Annotated in this window: 20 protein-coding genes; 10 read left to right on the top strand and 10 right to left on the bottom strand. The window is 65.1% G+C overall.

From position 1 onward, the window contains the following. Position 1 precedes the first annotated feature (1 nt). From exbD to ABFA30_RS04900, 5 genes are all read left to right on the top strand, one after another. On the top strand, positions 2 to 430 hold the full coding sequence (exbD, locus tag ABFA30_RS04920) for a TonB system transport protein ExbD (RefSeq protein WP_225786773.1): 429 nt from the start codon (positions 2 to 4) through the stop codon (positions 428 to 430). Continuing rightward, positions 427 to 1164, top strand: a complete 738-nt coding sequence (locus tag ABFA30_RS04915; RefSeq protein ID WP_225786774.1) for an energy transducer TonB — start codon at positions 427 to 429, stop codon at positions 1162 to 1164. The genes exbD and ABFA30_RS04915 overlap by 4 nt, the downstream gene beginning before the upstream one ends. A 94-nt stretch (positions 1165 to 1258) precedes the next feature. Continuing rightward, positions 1259 to 2185, top strand: a complete 927-nt coding sequence (locus ABFA30_RS04910; RefSeq protein ID WP_225786775.1) for a hydrogen peroxide-inducible genes activator — start codon at positions 1259 to 1261, stop codon at positions 2183 to 2185. A 4-nt stretch (positions 2186 to 2189) separates the two neighbouring features. Then, positions 2190 to 4268 (top strand): ATP-dependent DNA helicase RecG, encoded by a 2079-nt coding sequence (recG, locus tag ABFA30_RS04905; RefSeq protein WP_368816525.1) that lies wholly within the window; start codon positions 2190 to 2192, stop codon positions 4266 to 4268. A 78-nt stretch (positions 4269 to 4346) separates the two neighbouring features. Next, the gene (locus ABFA30_RS04900; protein WP_225786777.1) at positions 4347 to 5750 is read left to right on the top strand and encodes an aminoacyl-tRNA deacylase and HDOD domain-containing protein; all 1404 of its coding nucleotides are present in this window, start codon (positions 4347 to 4349) and stop codon (positions 5748 to 5750) included. Between the two features lie 114 nt (positions 5751 to 5864). On the opposite strand, the gene ABFA30_RS04895 is transcribed toward ABFA30_RS04900, so the two are convergent. The 4 genes from ABFA30_RS04895 to ABFA30_RS04880 form a co-directional block, all read right to left on the bottom strand. Next, positions 5865 to 6239 (bottom strand): helicase, encoded by a 375-nt coding sequence (locus ABFA30_RS04895; protein WP_225786778.1) that lies wholly within the window; start codon positions 6237 to 6239, stop codon positions 5865 to 5867. 154 nt (positions 6240 to 6393) lie between these two features. Further along, positions 6394 to 6693 carry an HU family DNA-binding protein gene (locus ABFA30_RS04890; RefSeq protein ID WP_225786779.1) on the bottom strand — a complete coding sequence of 100 codons (300 nt, stop codon included), beginning with the start codon at positions 6691 to 6693 and terminating at the stop codon, positions 6394 to 6396. Between the two features lie 187 nt (positions 6694 to 6880). Next, complete coding sequence (locus tag ABFA30_RS04885) at positions 6881 to 8029, bottom strand: NAD(P)/FAD-dependent oxidoreductase (protein WP_410045194.1); 1149 nt, start codon at positions 8027 to 8029, stop codon at positions 6881 to 6883. A gap of 33 nt (positions 8030 to 8062) precedes the next feature. Beyond that, positions 8063 to 8230 (bottom strand): rubredoxin, encoded by a 168-nt coding sequence (locus tag ABFA30_RS04880; RefSeq protein ID WP_011536423.1) that lies wholly within the window; start codon positions 8228 to 8230, stop codon positions 8063 to 8065. A 159-nt stretch (positions 8231 to 8389) separates the two neighbouring features. Between ABFA30_RS04880 and ABFA30_RS04875 the strand changes: the two genes are divergently transcribed. Continuing rightward, entirely contained in the window at positions 8390 to 8947 is a 558-nt protein-coding gene (locus ABFA30_RS04875) for a chorismate--pyruvate lyase family protein (protein WP_225786781.1), read from the top strand. After that, positions 8947 to 9837, top strand: a complete 891-nt coding sequence (ubiA, locus tag ABFA30_RS04870; RefSeq protein WP_225786782.1) for a 4-hydroxybenzoate octaprenyltransferase — start codon at positions 8947 to 8949, stop codon at positions 9835 to 9837. Before ABFA30_RS04875 ends, ubiA begins: the two co-directional genes overlap by 1 nt. A gap of 33 nt (positions 9838 to 9870) precedes the next feature. Here ubiA and ABFA30_RS04865 read toward each other — a convergent pair whose 3' ends face one another. Further along, the gene (locus tag ABFA30_RS04865) at positions 9871 to 10242 is read right to left on the bottom strand and encodes a hypothetical protein (protein WP_225786783.1); all 372 of its coding nucleotides are present in this window, start codon (positions 10240 to 10242) and stop codon (positions 9871 to 9873) included. Between the two features lie 174 nt (positions 10243 to 10416). Here ABFA30_RS04865 and phoB point away from each other — a divergent pair, with 174 nt between their 5' ends. The 3 genes from phoB (at position 10417) to ABFA30_RS04850 (ending at position 14044) form a co-directional block, all read left to right on the top strand. Then, positions 10417 to 11106 (top strand): phosphate regulon transcriptional regulator PhoB, encoded by a 690-nt coding sequence (gene phoB / locus ABFA30_RS04860; RefSeq protein WP_003253341.1) that lies wholly within the window; start codon positions 10417 to 10419, stop codon positions 11104 to 11106. Positions 11107 to 11292: 186 nt separating this feature from the next. Beyond that, positions 11293 to 12564 carry a phosphate regulon sensor histidine kinase PhoR gene (phoR, locus tag ABFA30_RS04855; protein WP_253080406.1) on the top strand — a complete coding sequence of 424 codons (1272 nt, stop codon included), beginning with the start codon at positions 11293 to 11295 and terminating at the stop codon, positions 12562 to 12564. Positions 12565 to 12703: 139 nt separating this feature from the next. Next, positions 12704 to 14044, top strand: a complete 1341-nt coding sequence (locus ABFA30_RS04850; protein ID WP_225786785.1) for a hemolysin family protein — start codon at positions 12704 to 12706, stop codon at positions 14042 to 14044. 21 nt (positions 14045 to 14065) lie between these two features. Here ABFA30_RS04850 and ABFA30_RS04845 read toward each other — a convergent pair whose 3' ends face one another. The 5 genes from ABFA30_RS04845 to pstA all read right to left on the bottom strand — a co-directional run bounded on the left by ABFA30_RS04845 (position 14066) and on the right by pstA (position 19704). Then, the gene (locus ABFA30_RS04845) at positions 14066 to 14962 is read right to left on the bottom strand and encodes a M23 family metallopeptidase (protein WP_225786786.1); all 897 of its coding nucleotides are present in this window, start codon (positions 14960 to 14962) and stop codon (positions 14066 to 14068) included. A 216-nt stretch (positions 14963 to 15178) separates the two neighbouring features. Beyond that, complete coding sequence (locus tag ABFA30_RS04840) at positions 15179 to 16063, bottom strand: response regulator (RefSeq protein WP_368815795.1); 885 nt, start codon at positions 16061 to 16063, stop codon at positions 15179 to 15181. A gap of 164 nt (positions 16064 to 16227) precedes the next feature. After that, positions 16228 to 16986, bottom strand: coding sequence for a phosphate signaling complex protein PhoU (gene phoU, locus ABFA30_RS04835; protein ID WP_225786788.1), 759 nt, complete (start codon positions 16984 to 16986; stop codon positions 16228 to 16230). Positions 16987 to 17098: 112 nt separating this feature from the next. After that, positions 17099 to 17932 carry a phosphate ABC transporter ATP-binding protein PstB gene (gene pstB / locus ABFA30_RS04830; protein WP_225786789.1) on the bottom strand — a complete coding sequence of 278 codons (834 nt, stop codon included), beginning with the start codon at positions 17930 to 17932 and terminating at the stop codon, positions 17099 to 17101. Between the two features lie 101 nt (positions 17933 to 18033). Further along, on the bottom strand, positions 18034 to 19704 hold the full coding sequence (gene pstA / locus ABFA30_RS04825) for a phosphate ABC transporter permease PstA (protein WP_225786790.1): 1671 nt from the start codon (positions 19702 to 19704) through the stop codon (positions 18034 to 18036). Positions 19705 to 19710 lie beyond the last annotated feature (6 nt).

The raw sequence follows: 19710 nt of genomic DNA, 5'->3' as shown, positions 1-19710 counted from the left end.
CATGGGCCTGCATCTCAACGAAGGTGGCGACGACCTCGCCGAAAACCACGAAATCAACGTCACGCCCTTCATCGACGTGATGCTGGTGCTGCTGATCATCTTCATGGTCGCAGCCCCCCTGGCCACGGTCGATATCAAGGTCGACCTGCCGGCCTCGACCGCCAAGCCGGCCCCTAGGCCGGAGAAACCGGTGTTCGTCAGCGTCAAGACCGACAAGAAGCTGTACGTCGGCGACGATGAGGTGGCCCAGCACGACCAGCTTGGCGCGGTACTCGATGCCAAGACCAAAGGCGACAAGGAAACCACCATCTTCTTCCAGGCCGACAAGGGGGTCGACTACGGCGACCTGATGGAAGTGATGAACACCATGCGCGCGGCCGGCTACCTCAAGGTCGGTCTGGTCGGTCTCGAAACGGCAGCCAAGCAATGACGAAGAAGCGGTCCAACCTGCTGGCGCGCTACGGTACCAGCCTGGCGATCGTGCTCGGCGTGCATGCCCTGGCCGTGTTGCTGACGCTGAACTGGTCGGTGCCCCAAGCCATCGAGCTGCCGCCGGCCGCCATGATGGTCGAGCTGGCACCGCTCCCCGAACCTGCGCCGCCGCCACCACCGAAAGCCGCCCCCAAGCCACCGGCGCCGGTCGAAGAGCCGCCGCTGCCAAAGCTGGTGGAGGCGCCCAAGCCCAAGATCGCCATCCCCAAGCCGCCCAAGCCGAAGGCCAAGCCACAGCCGCCCAAGCCCGAGAAGAAGCCTGAGCCGCCAAAGGAACTGCCACCGGCCAAGGAGGAGGTAGCGGATACGCCGCCGAGCAACACGCCACCGCAGAAGTCCGCGGCACCCGCGCCGAGCATCGCCTCCAACAGCAATGCCCTGCCGACCTGGCAGAGCGACCTGCTGCGTCACCTGGCGAAGTACAAGCGCTATCCGGAAGACGCTCGCCGTCGCGGCCTGCAAGGCATCAACCGGCTGCGCTTCGTGGTCGACGCCGAGGGCAAGGTGCTGTCCTACGCCCTGGCCGGAGGTTCCGGCAGTGCGTCGCTGGACCGGGCGACCCTGGAGATGATCCGTCGGGCGCAGCCTGTGCCCAAGCCGCCGCAGGAGTTGCTGAACAATGGCACGATCGAGGTGGTAGCGCCGTTCGTCTACTCGCTGGACCGACGCTGACACTTTTGTTTCTGTCACAAAACGGCAAGTCTGATAACGTGCGTCTATCGATTGCAGCCGCTATGCTGGGGCCGCAACTTCATGGACGCACGTTATGACCCTCACAGAATTACGCTACATCGTCACACTTGCCCAGGAGCAGCATTTCGGCCATGCCGCCGAGCGTTGCCACGTCAGCCAGCCGACCCTGTCGGTCGGTGTGAAGAAGCTCGAGGACGAGCTTGGCGTGCTGATCTTCGAGCGCAGCAAGAGCGCGGTGCGCCTGACCCCGGTCGGCGAGAGCATCGTCGCCCAGGCGCAGAAGGTCCTGGAGCAGGCCCAGGGGATCCGCGAACTGGCCCAGGCCGGCAAGAACCAACTGACCGCGCCCCTCAAGGTCGGCGCCATCTATACCGTCGGCCCCTACCTCTTCCCGCACCTGATCCCCCAGTTGCACCGGGTGGCACCGCAGATGCCGCTGTACATCGAAGAGAACTTCACCCACGTGCTGCGCGAGAAGCTGCGCAACGGCGAACTGGATGCGGTGATCATCGCCCTGCCGTTCAACGAGGCCGACGTGCTCACCCTGCCGCTGTACGACGAGCCGTTCTACGCCCTGATGCCTGCCGACCACCCGTGGACCGCCAAGGACACCATCGACACGGCCATGCTCAACGACAAGAGCCTGCTGCTGCTCGGCGAGGGCCACTGCTTCCGCGACCAGGTGCTGGAAGCCTGCCCGACGATCAACAAGGGCGGTGAAGGGTCCAAGCACACCACCGTGGAGTCCAGCTCGCTGGAAACCATCCGCCACATGGTCGCCTCCGGCCTTGGCGTGTCGATCCTGCCGCTGTCGGCGGTACACAGCCATCACTACGCCCCGGGCGTGATCGAAGTGCGTCCGCTGACCGCGCCTTCGCCGTTCCGCACCGTGGCCATCGCCTGGCGTGCCAGCTTCCCGCGGCCGAAGGCCATCGAGCTGCTTGCCGACTCGATCCGCCTGTGCTCGGTGGCCAAGCCGCCCGTGGAACAGCCGGCCTGATCCCATGACGGAGTTGTCGAAGGTCCCGGTCACGGTGCTGAAGGGGGTCGGCGAGGCCATGGCCGAGAAACTCGCCAAGGTTGGCCTGGAGAACCTGCAAGATCTGCTGTTCCACCTGCCCCTGCGCTACCAGGATCGCACCCGCGTGGTGCCGATCGGCGCCCTGCGCCCGGGCCAGGATGCCGTCATCGAAGGCGTGGTCAGCGGCGCCGACGTGGTCATGGGCAAGCGCCGCAGCCTGGTGGTGCGCCTCGGGGACGGCAGCGGCGTGCTGAGCCTGCGCTTCTACCATTTCAGCAATGCGCAGAAAGAGGGCCTCAAGCGCGGCACCCACCTGCGCTGCTACGGCGAGGCACGCCCCGGCGCCTCGGGCCTGGAGATCTACCATCCGGAATATCGCGCGCTCAATGGCAGCGAGCCGCCACCGCCGGTGGAGCAGACCCTGACGCCCATCTACCCGACCACCGAAGGGCTGACCCAGCAACGCCTGCGCCTGCTCTGCCAACAGAGCCTGGCCATGCTCGGGCCGCGCAGCCTGCCCGACTGGCTGCCGGAGGAGCTGGCGCGGGACTACAGGCTGGCCCCGCTGGACGACGCCATCCGCTATCTGCACAACCCGCCTGCGGATGCCGACCTGGAAGAGCTCGCCGAAGGCCATCACTGGGCCCAGCATCGCCTGGCCTTCGAGGAGCTGCTGACCCACCAGCTTTCCCAGCAGCGCCTGCGCGAGAGCCTGCGCACCCTGCGCGCGCCGGTATTGCCGAAGGCCAGCCGGCTGCCGGCGCAGTACCTGGCCAACCTCGGCTTCACCCCAACCGGTGCCCAGCAGCGGGTCGGCAACGAGATCGCCTACGACCTGAGCCAGCCCGAACCCATGATGCGCCTGGTTCAGGGCGACGTTGGCGCCGGCAAGACCGTGGTCGCCGCCCTGGCCGCCCTGCAGGCCCTGGAAGCCGGCTACCAGGTGGCACTGATGGCGCCGACCGAGATCCTCGCCGAACAGCACTACATCACCTTCAAGCGCTGGCTGGAGCCGCTGGGTATCGAGGTCGCCTGGCTCGCCGGCAAGCTCAAGGGCAAGGCCCGCGCCAGCGCCCTGGAACAAATCGCCAGTGGCGTACCCATGGTCGTCGGCACCCATGCGCTGTTCCAGGAAGAAGTGAAGTTCCGCCACCTGGCCCTGGCGATCATCGACGAACAGCACCGCTTCGGTGTCCAGCAGCGCCTGGCCCTGCGCCAGAAAGGCGTGGCCGGCGAGCTGTGTCCGCACCAGTTGATCATGACCGCCACGCCCATTCCGCGCACGCTGGCCATGAGCGCCTATGCCGACCTGGATACCTCGATCCTCGACGAGCTGCCACCGGGCCGTACACCGGTGAACACCGTCCTGGTGGCCGACAGCCGACGCTTCGAGGTGGTCGAGCGGGTCCGCGCCGCCTGCGCCGAAGGCCGCCAGGCCTACTGGGTATGCACCCTGATCGAGGAGTCCGAGGAGCTGACCTGCCAGGCGGCCGAAAGCACCTTCGAGGAGCTGGGCAGCGCCTTGGGCGAACTGCGCGTGGGCCTGATCCACGGGCGCATGAAGCCGGCGCAGAAGGCTGCGGTCATGGCCGAGTTCAAAGAGGGCAACCTGCAGCTGCTGGTGGCCACCACGGTGATCGAGGTCGGCGTGGATGTGCCCAATGCCAGCCTGATGATCATCGAGAACCCCGAGCGCCTGGGCCTGGCCCAGTTGCACCAATTGCGCGGCCGGGTCGGCCGGGGCAGCGCGGTCAGCCATTGCGTGCTGCTCTATCATCCGCCGTTGTCGCAGATCGGCCGCGAACGGCTGGGCATCATGCGGGAAACCAACGACGGTTTCGTCATTGCCGAGAAGGACCTCGAGCTGCGCGGCCCGGGCGAGATGCTCGGGACCCGGCAGACCGGCCTGCTGCAGTTCAAGGTCGCCGACCTGATGCGCGACGCCGACCTGCTGCCGGCAGTGCGCGATGCCGCCCAGGCCCTGCTGGCGCGCTGGCCGGACCACGTCAGCCCGCTGCTCGAACGCTGGCTGCGGCACGGCCAGCAGTATGGCCAGGTGTGACGTCCGTCTGCGAATGGATCCAGCTTCCTACATAGGCTGGTTATACTTCGCGTTTAAAGAAAAACTTGGATACAGACCATGACTGAAGTTGCTCTGGACACCGCAACCCCACACGTACCGTCTGTCATCCGGCTATTGCTCGAAAAGCTTGGCGTGGCCTACCGCGAAGTGCCCGAGCACCTATCGCTGCCGGCCACCTCGCGGGTTCAGGCGATCCTCCTCGAGGACGAAGTCGGCGCCTTGATGGCATTGTTCCCGCAGAGCCAGCTGCTGGACCTCAATCGCCTGACCGAGCTGACCGGCCGTAAACTGGTGGCCGTGCCCATGGCGCGCCTCAAGCACATGCTCGACAAGCATGGCCTCAAGGCCCTGCCCGGCATTCCAGCGCTGACCAGCTCCCCCTGCCTCTATGAAGAAAGCCTGCTGCACGCCGACAAACTGCTGATCCAGTCGGGCGAGAGCGGCTTGTTGCTGGAGATCGAACGCGACGCGTTCAAGCGGATGCTGAACAAGGCCAGCGTGGGCAGCTTCGGCGAAGCGGTCAAGGACATCCGCCCCAACCTCGATCGCCCAGCCGACGACCCCAAGGAAATCACCCAGGCCGTCCAGGCCTTCACCGCCCGGCGCATCCAGCAACGCCTGGAGCAGACGATCGAGATTCCACCACTGGCGGACACCGCGCAGAAGATCATCAAGCTGCGTGTCGACCCCAATGCCAGCATCGATGACATCACCGGCGTGGTGGAGACCGATCCGGCCCTGGCCGCCCAGGTGGTCAGCTGGGCAGCGTCGCCCTACTACGCCTCACCCGGCAAGATCCGCTCGGTGGAGGATGCCATCGTGCGCGTGCTGGGCTTCGACCTGGTGATCAACCTCGCCCTGGGCCTGGCCCTGGGCAAGGCCATGAGCCTGCCCAAGGATCATCCGCAGCAGGCCACGCCGTACTGGCAGCAATCGATCTACACCGCCGCGGTGATCGAAGGGCTGACCCGGGCCATGCCCCGGGCGGAGCGTCCGGAAGCCGGCCTGACCTACCTGGCCGGCCTGCTGCACAATTTTGGCTACCTGCTCCTGGCCCATGTCTTCCCGCCGCACTTCTCGCTGATCTGCCGGCACCTGGAGGTCAATCCGCACCTGAACCACACCTTCGTGGAGCAGCACCTGCTGGGCATCAGCCGCGAACAGATCGGCGCCTGGCTGATGAAGCTGTGGGACATGCCGGAGGAGCTGTCGACCGCGTTGCGCTTCCAGCACGATCCGTCCTATGACGGCGAATATGCGGCCTTCCCTAACCTGGTCTGCCTGGCGACACGCCTGTTGCGCACGCGCGGCATCGGCTCGGGGCCCGAGGCGCCGATCCCGGATGCCTTGCTGGAACGCCTGGGGTTGAGCCGGGAGAAGGCCGAGGAGTCGGTCGACAAGGTGCTGGCGGCCGAGACCCTGCTGCGGGAGCTGGCTTCGCAGTTCAATGCGCCGCATTGATGGCCACTGGGGCTGCTGCGCAGCCCATCGCCGGCAAGCCGGCTCCCACAGGGTCCGCGTCGATCACAAGTGATGCGGTTTGCAGGGGCCTCCTTGTAGAAGCAAGCCTCGGCGTCAGCTTTTCTTCTTCGGCTTGAGGTACTTCATCAGCCCCTGGAACCAGATGACCAGGGCCGGGTTGCCCTTGATCTGGATGCTCTTGTCCTGGATGCCCTGCATGAAGGCCAGTTGCTTGTTGGCGGCCTGCAATGTGGCGAAGCCATAGGCGGCATCCTTGAAGGCAATGGCAAAGGCAGGTTGTGGGTGCTGGCCGCCCTTGCTGCTGACGCGCTCGCCGCTGACGATGAAATGCCGGGCGACCTTGCCGTCCAGGGTCTGCATCTGGAATACCAGGTCCTTGTCGCGCAATTGCTGCTGGAAGGCCGGATTGTTGCGGCTGGCCCTGGCCATCAGCAGACCCATGGCCCAGAGAAGAAAGCGGAACTTCATCAACGCGCCTCGACTTGAATGTGACTGAGCCGCGCAGTTTATCCCTTTATTGAACCTGCGATGCAAATCTGTTTTACCAGCTTTTGCCATGCCAACACGCACAACGGGCGCCCAAGGGCGCCCGTTCGAATAACGCTGGCTGGTAGGGCGTGGATCACTTGCCCTTCTTGGCAGCCTTGACGGGTTGGTTGACGCTGTCGCGCAGGTTCTTGCCAGGCTTGAAGGCGACGGTATTGCTGGCCTTGATCTTCACCGGTTGACCGGTTTGCGGGTTCTTGCCGGTGCGGGCACCGCGATGGCGTTTTTCGAAGGTGCCGAAACCGACCAGGGTGACGGTGTCCTTGTCGAGCGCACCGGTGATGCTGTCGAGAATCGCGTTAAGGACCTGGTTGGCCTTTTCCTTGGTCAGATCGGCCTTTTCGGCGATAACGGCGGCGAGTTCTGGTTTACGCATAGTGAAGCCTCTTGGACGGGATTTCTTGTTGTTATGCCGTGCTGCCCGATAGGCAGCGTTCAAGGCACCGCAGGCTCTAAACTGCGGCAGACGGGAATGAGGATGGCACGCTCACCGGAGCCGCGCCAGTACCTGGGCGGCCATTGTCGCGTCAAGAACAGGATATATCCGACAGAACGCCAGCCATTCACGCCATCAAGGGTGGCAACTGCCGATTCAGCGCCAGCTTTTCCATGACCGCCGTGCCCGTCAGCGCGTAACCCAGCAACCGGCCTTCGCGGTCATGGCAGAGCACCTTGAGGTCGGCGCCCTGCCCTTGCACCTGCCAGGTACCGTCGTGGCCGGATGGGGGCGGTGACACCACCAGGGGGCAGGCGGGCGTCTTCACGGTGACCGGCATCGGCCCATAGGCGACCGTGGTCGGGTTGCCGGCCAAGGTCTGGGCCAGGGCACGGGCGCAGGTCATCAGCGGCATGACGTACAACAGGTTGATGCCGTTGACCTCGGCACAGTCTCCCAGGGCGAAGATGTTGGCATGGGAGGTACGCAACTGGCGATCGACCACCACGCCACGGTTGACTTCCAAGCCGGCGGCAGCGGCCAGGTCGGTGCGCGGGCGCAGGCCGATGGCCGAGACCACCAGGTCGCAGGGGATCACCCGGCCATCGGACAGATGCGCCTCCAGGCCTTCGCCCACCCGCTGCAGGCGGGTCAGCACCGGCCCCAGGTGAAAGCGCACGCCAAGGCCCTCCAGGCCCGCCTGCACGGCACCGGCGGCGGCCGGGTGCAACAGGGTCGGCATCACCTGCTCGCAGGGCGCGACCACCTCGACGGCGTAGCCTCCCAGGGTCAGGTCGTTGGCGAATTCACAGCCGATCAGGCCGGCGCCGAGGATCAACACCCGCTGCTTGCCCTGCGCGGCGCGGCGGAAACGGTCGTAGTCTTCCAGGTCATTGATCGGGAAGACCAAATCGCCGGCGTCGCCCTCGATGGGCACCTGCACGGTCTGCGCACCCCAGGCAAGGACGAGGTCGCGGTACTGCACCGCTTCCTCGCCAATCCACAGGCGTTTGTGGCCCGGGTCGATGCCACTGATGCGGGTATGGGTGCGGATCTCGGCCTTGAGTTGCTCGGCCATGGTCCCGGGTTCGGCCATGCACAGGCCATCGGCGTCCTTGTGCTTGGCAAAGCCGGTGGAGAGCATGGGCTTGGAGTAGGAACGGCCGTCGTCGGCGGTGATCAACAACAGCGGCGTTTCGCCATCAAGCTTGCGAAATTCACGGGCCAGGTTGTAGCCCGCAAGGCCGGTACCGATGATTACCACAGGGGACGTCATGCCGTGCTTCCTCTCTCGAACAGGGGGTTGCGATCAGCCGATGGCGATCATTTCGAAATCACTCTTGCCGACACCACAATCCGGGCACAGCCAGTCTTCCGGCACGTCTTCCCAGCGGGTGCCCGGGGCGATGCCGTCGTCCGGCCAGCCCTCGGCTTCGTCGTAGATCAGGCCACAGACAATGCATTGCCATTTTTTCATCACGGTTTTCCTCGAACTGACTCAGGCTTGACGCGACCGCCCGGCCCTCGAAGGGGGCCTCAGCCTCGGGCTTTGTACTGGCCCTGCCAGCAGTATGCAAGCAATCCGGGCAAACATGCTAAGCTCGCCACCTCTCTGGCCTGTATCAAGCATACCGACGTGCCGTACGAAACCCCGCAAGCAGCCGCTGTCGCGTGGCTGCCGTCTTCACAGCTGGCGGCCGACGTCGCCCAGCCGACCCTCGACTGGCTCTTCGACCAGGGCTCCCTGACCCGCCGCCTGACCCGCCTGTCCAACGATCATTTCTCGGTCACCCCGTTGTTCGAGGGCTGGCAGGCCCTGCGCGACGACGAGTGCCAGGCCCTGGGCCTGGCGCCCGGCGAGGAAGGCTGGGTGCGCGAGGTCTACCTGCGTGGCCATGGCCAACCCTGGGTGTTCGCCCGCAGCGTGGCCGGGCGCAGTGCCCTGGAGCGTGGCGGCCTCGACCTGGAGACGCTGGGCAGTCGCTCGCTGGGCGAACTGCTGTTCTGCGACCAGGCCTTCGTCCGCCATCCCATCGAGGTGTGCCGTTATCCACAGGCCTGGTTGCCGCCCGAGGTGCGCCACGGCGAGCTGTGGGCACGGCGCTCGCGCTTCGCCCGCGGCGGCCTGGACCTGCTGGTGGCCGAGGTGTTCCTGCCCACGCTGTGGCAAGCGGCCAAGGAGGAGATCCGCTGATGTACCTGCAACTGCTCAAGTCGCTCAACCGCCTGCACCCGCGCGCCTGGGACTTCGTCCAGCTCAGCCGCATGGATCGTCCCATCGGCATCTACCTGCTGCTGTGGCCGACCCTGTCGGCGGTGTGGATCGCCGGGCAAGGCTCGCCGACCCTGGCCAACGTGTTGATCTTCGGCCTGGGCGTGGTGCTGATGCGTGCCGCGGGTTGCTGCATCAACGACTTCGCCGACCGCAAGGTCGACGGCCACGTCAAGCGCACCGCCGACCGGCCGCTGGCCAGCGGCCGGGTCAAGCCGCGCGAGGCGGTGATGCTGTTCGCGCTGCTGGTCGGGGTGAGCTTCCTGCTGGTGCTGTGCACCAACGCCCGGACGGTGTGGCTGTCGTTCGGCGCCGTGGCCCTGGCGTTCTGCTACCCGTTCATGAAGCGCTACACCTACTACCCCCAGGTGGTGCTGGGCGCCGCCTACTCCTGGGGCATTCCCATGGCCTTCACCGCGGCAGGCGGCGACCTGCCGGCCAGCGCCTGGCTGCTGTACATCGCCAACCTGCTGTGGACCGTGGGCTATGACACCTACTACGCGATGGTGGACCGCGACGACGACCTGAAGATCGGCGTGAAATCCACCGCCATCCTGTTCGGTGAAGCCGACCGGGTGATCATCCTGACCTTGCAGATGCTGTCGCTGGGTTGCCTGCTGCTGGCTGGCAGCCGCTTCGAGCTGGGGGGTTGGTTCCACCTGGGGCTGCTGGGCGCGGCGCTGTGCTTTGCCTGGGAGTTCTGGTCGACCCGCGGGCTGGATCGCGAATCGTGCTTCAAGGCATTCCTGCACAACCATTGGGCGGGGTTGTTGGTCTTCGTTGGCGTGGTGCTGGACTACGCGTTGCGCTGAGTTGGCTGGGGCTGCCTTGCAGCCCCTTCGCCCTCAAGGCTTGGCGATATGCCAGACGTCCTTCACGCCATCACCGGTCTTGTCCCCGGCTTTCTTGTCCTTGATGAAGGTGTACAGCGGCTTGCCATCATAGGCCCACTGCTTGCTCCCGTCGTCGCGGGTGATCTGGGTCCACTTGTCGGTGGCCGCTTCATCATCCGCCTTGACCAGCAGCGGCGGCCAGTTCTTGGCGCATTCGCCGTTGCACGCCGACTTGCCGCCTTCGTCCTTGTCGAAGGTGTAGAGCGTCATGCCCGCGTGGTCGACCCACATGCCATCCTTTTCCATCGCATGGTGCGCCGACGCCACCCCCGGTAGCGCCAGTGCAGCGAAAAGGGCCATCCAGCTCAGCGTATGTCGTGTCATTGGAATCACCATTGTTTCGGGGGTGGAGGGAGGTCCGAGTGCCGTTTCGACGGCCCTTTGAAGCCTAGCCCAGTCACGGAATGTCGCCAGAACCGCCAATGTCCTGTCACACAGCTGCAATAATTCCGTTATCTAATGCGGGCCAAGACATCGTTCCCGGGAGAGGTATTGAGCATGGTTGGCAGAAACATTCTGATCGTCGACGACGAGGCGCCCATTCGCGAGATGATCGCCGTTGCATTGGAAATGGCCGGCTATGACTGCCTGGAAGCGGAGAACTCGCAGCAGGCCCATGCCATCATCGTCGATCGCAAACCGGATCTGATCCTGCTCGACTGGATGCTGCCGGGCACCTCGGGCATCGAGCTGGCGCGCCGCCTCAAGCGCGACGAATTGACCGGCGACATCCCGATCATCATGCTCACCGCCAAGGGCGAAGAGGACAACAAGATCCAGGGCCTGGAAGTCGGCGCCGATGACTACATCACCAAGCCGTTCTCGCCCCGCGAACTGGTGGCGCGCCTGAAGGCCGTACTGCGCCGCACCGGCCCGAGCGACAGCGAGGCGCCGATCGAGGTCGGTGGTCTGCTGCTCGACCCGATCAGCCACCGCGTGACCATCGATGGCAAGCCGGCCGAGATGGGCCCGACCGAATACCGCCTGCTGCAGTTCTTCATGACCCACCAGGAACGCGCCTACACCCGTGGCCAGTTGCTCGACCAGGTCTGGGGCGGCAACGTCTACGTCGAGGAGCGCACCGTCGACGTACACATCCGCCGCCTGCGCAAGGCGTTGGGTGAAGCCTACGAGAATCTGGTACAAACCGTCCGGGGCACCGGCTATCGCTTTTCCACCAAGAGCTAGCCGCAAGCTCCAAGCCTCAAGCGGCAAGAAAGAGCAGCCAGCGTCAAGCCTGCTCGCCGCTTCAGGCTTGAAATAAAGGACTGAACAGCACCACCGATCCGCTTCTTCTTGCAGCTTGAAGCTCAAAGCTGGATCCGAAGGATTCGTCAATTGAACCAGAACTGGCACGCGACCCTGATTCGCCACATGCTGCTGTTGATCACCGTCTGCCTGGTTGGCGGGCTGGTCAGTGGCTACTACGGCTGGAGCCTGGCCATCGGCCTTGCCCTCTACCTGGGCTGGACCCTCAAGCAGCTGCTGCGCCTGCATGACTGGCTGCGCAACCACCAGCCCGACGAAGCACCGCCCGACGGCTACGGTCTGTGGGGCGAGGTGTTCGACAGCATCTACCACCTGCAACGGCGCGACCAGCGCGTACGCGGCCGCCTGCAGGCGGTGATCGACCGGGTACAGGAGTCCACCGCCGCCCTGCGCGACGCGGTGATCATGCTCGACAGCGAAGGCAACCTGGAGTGGTGGAACCGCGCCGCCGAAACCCTGCTGGGCTTCAAGACCCCACAGGACGGTGGCCAGCCGGTGACCAACCTGGTCCGCCACCCGCGCTTCAAGGAATACTTCGAGTCGCAGAACTACGTCGAACCGCTGGAGATCCCCTCGCCGATCAACGATCGCCTGCGCGTCCAGTTGCACATCACCCGCTATGGCAACAACGAGCACCTGATGCTGGTGCGCGACGTCACCCGCATCCACCAGCTCGAGCAGATGCGCAAGGACTTCGTCGCCAACGTCTCCCACGAGCTGCGCACCCCGCTGACGGTGATCACCGGCTACCTGGAGACCCTGCTGGACAACGTCGAGGAGGTCAACCCGCGCTGGAACCGTGCGTTGCAGCAGATGAGCCAGCAAGGCTCGCGCATGCAGACCCTGCTCAACGACCTGCTGCTACTGGCCAAGCTGGAGGCCACCGACTACCCGTCGGACAACCAGCCGGTGGCGGTCGACGCCCTGCTGCAGTCGATCAAGGCCGACGCCCAGGCCCTGTCCGGCCCGCGCAACCAACGCATCAGCCTGGATGCCACGCCCGGCGTGCGCCTCAAGGGCAGCGAGTCGGAACTGCGCAGCGCCTTTTCCAACCTGGTGTTCAACGCGGTCAAGTACACCCCCGACGAAGGCAACATCCGCATCCGCTGGTGGGCCGATGACCAGGGCGCGCACCTGTCCGTGCAGGACTCGGGGATCGGCATCGATGCCAAGCACCTGCCACGCCTGACCGAGCGCTTCTACCGGGTCGACTCCAGCCGCGCCTCCAACACCGGCGGCACGGGGCTGGGCCTGGCCATCGTCAAGCACGTGCTGCTGCGCCATCGTGGCCGCCTGGAGATCAGCAGCGTACCGGGTCATGGCAGTACCTTCACCTGTCACTTCGCGCCTGCACAATTGGCCAACGCCAGGGGCTGAGCCGGGGCTGCGCAGCCTCTCCCAAAGCCTGTCCCCTTTGCTTTTGCAGCCCCAGCCGCTACATTGAACCCCCTGTGCCAGCCGGAGCTGGCACTTTTTTTCTCCCTTTCCTGAAGACGGACCCCGTAAAAACTCCATCATGGACCCTTCCCCTGGTATCAGCCTCACCACCCTGTTCGCCGACTTCGGCATGATCATCTTTGCCTTGTTCCTGGTGCTGCTCAACGGCTTCTTCGTTGCCGCCGAGTTCTCCATGGTCAAGCTGCGCTCCACCCGCGTCGAATCCATCGCCGACCTGCACGGCTGGCGCGGCAGCATCCTGCGCAAGGTCCACAACCAACTGGATGCCTACCTGTCGGCCTGCCAGCTGGGCATCACCCTGGCCTCCCTGGGCCTGGGCTGGGTCGGCGAACCGGCCTTCGCCCACCTGCTCGAGCCGGTGCTGGCCGCCGTGGGCGTCGACACGCCGGAGCTGGTCAAGGCGATCTCGTTCTTCATCGCCTTCTTCGTGATCTCTTACCTGCACATCGTGGTCGGCGAGCTGGCGCCCAAGTCCTGGGCGATCCGCAAGCCCGAGCTGCTGTCGCTGTGGACCGCCGTGCCGCTGTACCTGTTCTACTGGCTGATGTACCCGGCCATCTACCTGCTCAACGCCAGCGCCAACACCATCCTGCGCATCGCCGGGCAAGGCGAGCCAGGGCCCCACCATGAGCATCACTACAGCCGCGAGGAGCTCAAGCTGATCCTGCACTCCAGCCGCGGGCACGACCCGAGCGACCAGGGCATGCGCGTGCTGGCCTCGGCCGTGGAGATGGGCGAGCTGGAAGTGGTCGACTGGGCCAACTCCCGCGAGGACATGATCAGCCTCGACGCCCGTGCGCCGCTCAAGGAAATCCTGGCGATGTTCCGGCGCCACAAGTTCAGCCGCTACCCGGTCTACGATGCCGAGCGCGAGGAGTTCATCGGCCTGCTGCACATCAAGGACCTGCTGCTGGAGCTGGCCGACCTGGACCACATTCCCGAGACCCTCGACCTGGATGACCTGTGCCGCCCGCTGGAGCGCGTGTCCCGCCACATGCCGCTGGCCCAGTTGCTGGAGCAGTTCCGCAAGGGCGGTGCGCACTTCGTGCTGGTCGAGGAAGCCGACGGCAAGGTGATCGGCTACCTGACCATGGAAGACGTGCTGGAGGTGCTGGTCGGCGACATCCAGGACGAACACCGCAAGACCGAACGCGGCATCCTCGCCTACCAGCCCGGCAAGCTGCTGGTACGAGGCGATACGCCGCTGTTCAAGGTCGAGCGCCTGCTGGGCGTGGACCTTGACCACATCGAGGCGGAAACCCTCGCCGGGCTGGTCTACGAGACCCTCAAGCGCGTGCCCGAGGAAGAGGAAGTGCTGGAGGTCGAGGGCCTGCGCATCATCATCAAGAAGATGAAAGGGCCGAAGATCGTGCTGGCCAAGGTGCTCAAGCTCGATTGACCGCACGGCAGCCCAGCCCGCTCAAGGATTGCCGGCCGTGAAGTCCGGCAATCCGCCGATCGGCCGGTCGAACTGGTAGGGAATCGACTCCAGCGCCAGCCCCACATTGCGTTGCACCACGAAATGCAGGTGCGGCCCGGTGCTGTTGCCGGTGTTGCCCGACTTGGCCAGCAGCTCGCCCACGGCCACCCGCTGCCCCTCGCCCACCACCACCGAACCGCGCATCAGGTGTAGGTAGACGCCCATGGTGCCGTCGGGGTGGAGGATCCTGACGAAGTTGCCGGAGGGATGGCTGCCGCGCCCGCTCTGGTCGTTCTCGACCTTCACCACCACCCCGCCCCGCGCGGCGACGATGGGCGTGCCTTCGGGCATGGCGATATCCATGGCATGGCGGCCCTTGGGGCCGAAGTGGCTGAAGCGGCCATTGGGCCCCTGGGTCAGACGGAACGGGCCGCCGCGCCAGGGAAAGGGATAACGATAGGCCTGGGGCCGCTGGGCCGGGTCGCCCAGGGCATGACGAAACTTCGACGCATACTTCAGGCGCGCCCCCTGCCTCGCCATCAGCACGCTGAGCACCTGGGTCGAACGCGCCTGCAGCACCCGCCGCACGATTCTCGGTGCATTGCCGCCCTGGGCATTGGCCAGGCGCTCCAGGCGCAGCTCGACCTCCACCGGGGCGAACAAGGCATTGTGCGCAACGAAGCGCACGCCTGCGGCGAATGGCTCGGCGCGCAAGCGCACCTGGCTGTCGAGGCGCTCGGCCATCGGCTCACGGAACACGAAGGCCCTGGCGCCAGGGCTGGGCTGGTAGGAATAGGACACCACGCCGAAGGTGTCGGTGGTCGTGTAGAGGGTCATGCCCAGGCTCGGCGCCGAGGCCGTGAGCAAGGCACAGAACAGCAGCGGGCGAATGGGCATGATGGTGGCTTTTTGACATTTATTGTTGTGTCGAAGCCTAGCAGCCGGTTTGCAGGGAGGTATGGCAGTTGGTCGGAGAAGGTGCCAGTCGATCAAGCAGCCCCACAAGGTTCACCGCTGCCCTCAAGCCCGACGGGGTACCTGTGGGAGCTGGCTTGCCAGCGATGGGGCGCGAAGCAGCCCCAAAATGGCAGCGGAAAGTCGTGACTGTTTCAATCACGCCCCTGGGGTGAAATGCTTCTGTGCAGTCCCACGGGCGATCAGGCGCGACAGGTAGTCGAGCTTCTGCGCATCCTGGTCGACGAACTTGAACGTCAGTTGCAGCCAGTCGCTCTCAGGCTTCGGCTCCAGGGCGGCAATGGCATGCAGGTAGCCATTGAGGCGAGCGACTTCGGCATTCTCGCCCTGCTCCAGGTCCAGCACCGCACCTTCGAGCACTTGTGGCAGGGCTGCACTGCGGCGCACCACCAGCAGTGCCTCCTTGAGGCTCAGGGCCTTGATCACGCAAGGCTGGATGCCACTGGACAGGCGCAGCTGGCCCTGCCCACGGCCGGCCTGGGCCGCCGCCGCCGCACTCTTGGGCGCCGGCGCACTGATCAAGGGCTTGGCCGGGGCCGCCTTGACCGTTTCCGGACGGCCGCTGGTCAAGGCATTGAGCGAGTCGTTGGCGAATGCCGCATTGGCCCGTGCAGGCGCGCTGGCCACCAAGCCTTCGAGCTTGCCGATCTTGCTCAGGGCCTTCTTCACTTTGGTCAGCAGCTGCTCGTTGGTGAATGGCTTGCCGACGAAATCGGAAACACCGGCCTGGATGGCCTGAATCACGTTTTCCTTGTCGCCACGGCTGGTCACCATGATGAACGGCAGGGCTTTCAACTCTGGTTGCTGACGGCACCAGGTCAGCAGTTCGATGCCGGACATCTCCGGCATCTCCCAGTCGCACAGGACCAGGTCGAAACGCTCCTTGCCCAGCAGGGCCATGGCCTTGCGGCCGTTGACCGCATCCTCGACGACTATGCCGGGGAAGGCATTGCGCAGGCACTTCCTTACCAGGTCGCGAATGAACGGCGCATCGTCCACGACCAGCACATTGACTTTACTCATCCCTACTCCTCTTGAGTCCCGACTAGCATACCGCCGACTGATGGCCATTTGCCAAAACCTGAGTCACGCCGGGACTGCGCACATCGCTCGCGGGTGCCTGCTGGATGCTCGAGCACAAACGAAAACGCCCGGCCAGAGCCGGGCGTCGATACTCAGGAGCACTACTACTTATCGTCAGGCTCGGCCGGAACATTAGCGTTTTCGACCGCGCCCTCGACTTCCGCCTTCATACGCTTGAGGCCCAGGTGACGCACGTCGGTACCCCGCACGAGGTAGATCACCAGCTCCGAGATGTTGCGCGCATGGTCGCCGATGCGCTCCAGCGAACGCAGCGCCCAGATGACGCTGAGGACCCGCGAGATCGAGCGGGGGTCTTCCATCATGTAGGTGACCAGTTCACGCAGGGCGGTCTTGTACTCGCGGTCGATGTTCTTGTCGTACTGGGCCACCGACAGGGCCAGGTCGGCATCGAAGCGGGCGAAGGCGTCCAGTGCGTCACGTACCATGTTGCGCACCTGATCGCCGATGTGGCGCACCTCGACGTAGCCCCGTGGCGACTCACCTTCCTCGCACAGCTGGATGGCACGGCGGGCGATCTTGGTCGACTCGTCGCCGATGCGCTCCAGGTCGATCACCGATTTGGAAATGCTGATGATCAGGCGCAGGTCGGAGGCCGCCGGCTGGCGGCGGGCGAGGATGCGTACGCACTCCTCATCGATGTTGCGCTCCATCTGGTTGATCTGCTCGTCGACCTCTCGCACCTGCTGGGCCAGGCCCGAGTCGGCCTCGATCAGCGCGGTGACCGCGTCGTTGACCTGTTTCTCGACCAGGCCGCCCATCGCCAGGAGGTGGCTGCGAACCTCCTCGAGCTCGGCGTTGAACTGCTGGGAGATGTGATGCGTCAGACTTTCTTTGTTAATCATGCTTTCGCTCCGCACGTAAGCTGCAAGCCTCAAGCTGCAAGCTTCAAGTGGTTCGTGTCGTTCCCTGGCCCTGTGCCAACCGCTTTTTCTTGCAGCTGCGCCGCAGGCGCCGTTAACCGTAGCGGCCGGTGATGTAGTCTTCGGTCTGCTTCTTCGCCGGGTTGGTGAACAGGGTGTCGGTATCGCCGAATTCGACCAGTTTGCCCATGTACATGAACGCGGTGTAGTCCGAGACACGCGCCGCCTGCTGCATGTTGTGGGTCACGATGACGATGGTGTACTTGGATTTCAGTTCGTAGATCAGCTCTTCGACCTTCAGGGTCGAGATCGGGTCCAGGGCCGAGCAGGGCTCGTCGAGCAGCAGGACTTCCGGCTCCACGGCGATGGTGCGGGCGATCACCAGACGCTGCTGCTGACCACCGGACAGGCCCAGGGCCGAGTCGTGCAGGCGGTCCTTGACCTCGTCCCACAGGGCCGCGCCCTTCAGGGCCCACTCGACGGCTTCGTCGAGGGTGCGCTTTTTGTTGATGCCCTGGATGCGCAGGCCGTAGACCACGTTTTCATAGATGGTCTTGGGGAACGGGTTGGGCTTCTGGAACACCATGCCGACCCGGCGGCGCAGCTCGGCCACGTCCTCGCCCTTGCGGTAGATGTTGTTGCCGTACAGGTTGATCGCGCCTTCCACGCGGCAGCCATCGACCAGGTCGTTCATGCGGTTGAAGGTCCGCAGCAGGGTCGACTTGCCGCAGCCGGACGGGCCGATGAAGGCAGTCACGCGCTGCTTGGGGATGTTCATCTGCACGTCGAACAGCGCCTGCTTGTCGCCATAGAACAGGGACAGGCCAGGCACCTCGATGGCCACGGTTTCCTCGGCCAGGCGCAGGCTCTGCTTGTCGCGGCCCAAGGCCGACATATCGATGCCGTGGGCGTGGGATTCTTGCTGCATGTTCTCACTCCGTTCGTAGCTGCCAGCTTCGAGCTGCAAGCTGCAAGTTAGGGCAAAGCGGCAATCTGCTAGGGGCTTGCCGCTGTGGCTTAAAGCTGAAGTCAGCTGTCGAGGGCCTTGTACTTCTCGCGCAGGTGGTTACGGATCCACACGGCGGAGAGGTTGAGGGTGGCGATCACCAGCACCAGCAACAGCGCGGTGGCGTACACCAGCGGTCGCGCGGCCTCGACGTTGGGGCTCTGGAAGCCGACGTCGTAGATGTGGAAGCCCAGGTGCATGATCTTCTGGTCCAGGTGCAGGTAGGGGTAGTTGCCATCCAGCGGCAACGACGGCGCCAGCTTCACCACGCCCACCAGCATCAACGGCGCCACTTCGCCCGCGGCACGGGCCACGGCGAGGATCATGCCGGTCATCATGGCCGGGCTTGCCATGGGCAGGACGATCTTCCACAGGGTCTCGGCCTTGGTCGCGCCGAGGGCCAAGGAACCTTCGCGCACGGTACGCGGGATACGCGCCAGGCCTTCTTCGGTCGCCACGATCACCACCGGTACGGCCAGCAGCGCCAGGGTCAGCGAGGCCCAGAGCAGGCCTGGGGTACCCAGGGTCGGCGCCGGCAGCGCCTCGGGGAAGAACAGGCGGTCGATCGAGCCGCCCAGCACATAGACGAAGAAGCCCAGGCCGAACACGCCGTAGACGATCGCCGGAACGCCCGCGAGGTTGTTCACCGCGATGCGGATCAGGCGGGTGACCGGCCCCTGCTTGGCATACTCACGCAGGTAGACCGCGGCCAGCACACCGAACGGGGTGACGATCACGGCCATGATCAGGGTCATCATCACGGTACCGAAGATGGCCGGGAAGATACCGCCCTCGGTGTTGGCCTCACGCGGGTCGTCGCTGAGGAACTCCCAGACCTTGGCGAAGTAGGTGCCCATCTTGGTCAGGCCGGACATGGCGTTCGGCTGGTAGGCGTGGACCACCTTGCTCAGGTTGATCTCCACCTCACGGCCATTGCCATCGCGGGCCACCAGGCTGTCGCGGGCGAAGGCCTGGTGCAGGCCACCCAGGCGCTCCTCGATGGCCTTGTAGCGGTTGTTCAGCTCGGCGCGATCGGCCTCGATATCAGCCTGGGCAGCGGCGTCCAGCTTGCCCTGCAGCTCCAGCTGGCGGGTCTTCAGGCGCAGGCGCTCCAGGCCATGGTTGATGGCACCGATGTCCTTCTTCTCGAGGGTCTGCAGCTCACCGGCCAACTGGTTGGCGCGCTTGAGGCGAGCCTGCAGTTCGGGCCAGGCGGCCGGGCCTTCGGCGACCACACGGCCTTCTTCCTTGACGCTGACCAGGTAGCCATAGAAGTTGCCCCATTCGCGGCGCTCCAGGGCGATCAGCTCGGCCGGCTTCTGCTGGTCGACCAGCCACTCGCCGACCAGCCAGGTGAAGTCGCTGCCGTTGAGGTCGCGGTTGCCCACCTTGACCAGTTCGCGGGTCATGAACTCCGGGCCTTCGTCCGGCACCGGCAGGCCGGCGCCCTTGAGGCGGGCACGCGGCACCTCTTCCTTCTGCACGACCTCACCGATGATCACATGGTCGGCCTGCCCCGGCACCTTGTAGGTGGCCTGGATCAGGTCAGCCGGCCAGAAGTGGCCCAGGCCGCGCACGGCGATCACTGCCAGCAGACCCACGGTCATGATCACCGCGATGGCGACCGCGCCACCGCTGATCCAGACGCCGGGGGCGCCGCTCTTGAACCAGCCCTTGAGGGAATCCTTTTTCACGGATCT

This window comes from Pseudomonas sp. HLMP (assembly GCF_046365545.1).
GTDB classification, from domain to species: domain Bacteria; phylum Pseudomonadota; class Gammaproteobacteria; order Pseudomonadales; family Pseudomonadaceae; genus Aquipseudomonas; species Aquipseudomonas guariconensis_B.
This window is presented reverse-complemented; position numbering and strand designations above follow the sequence as displayed.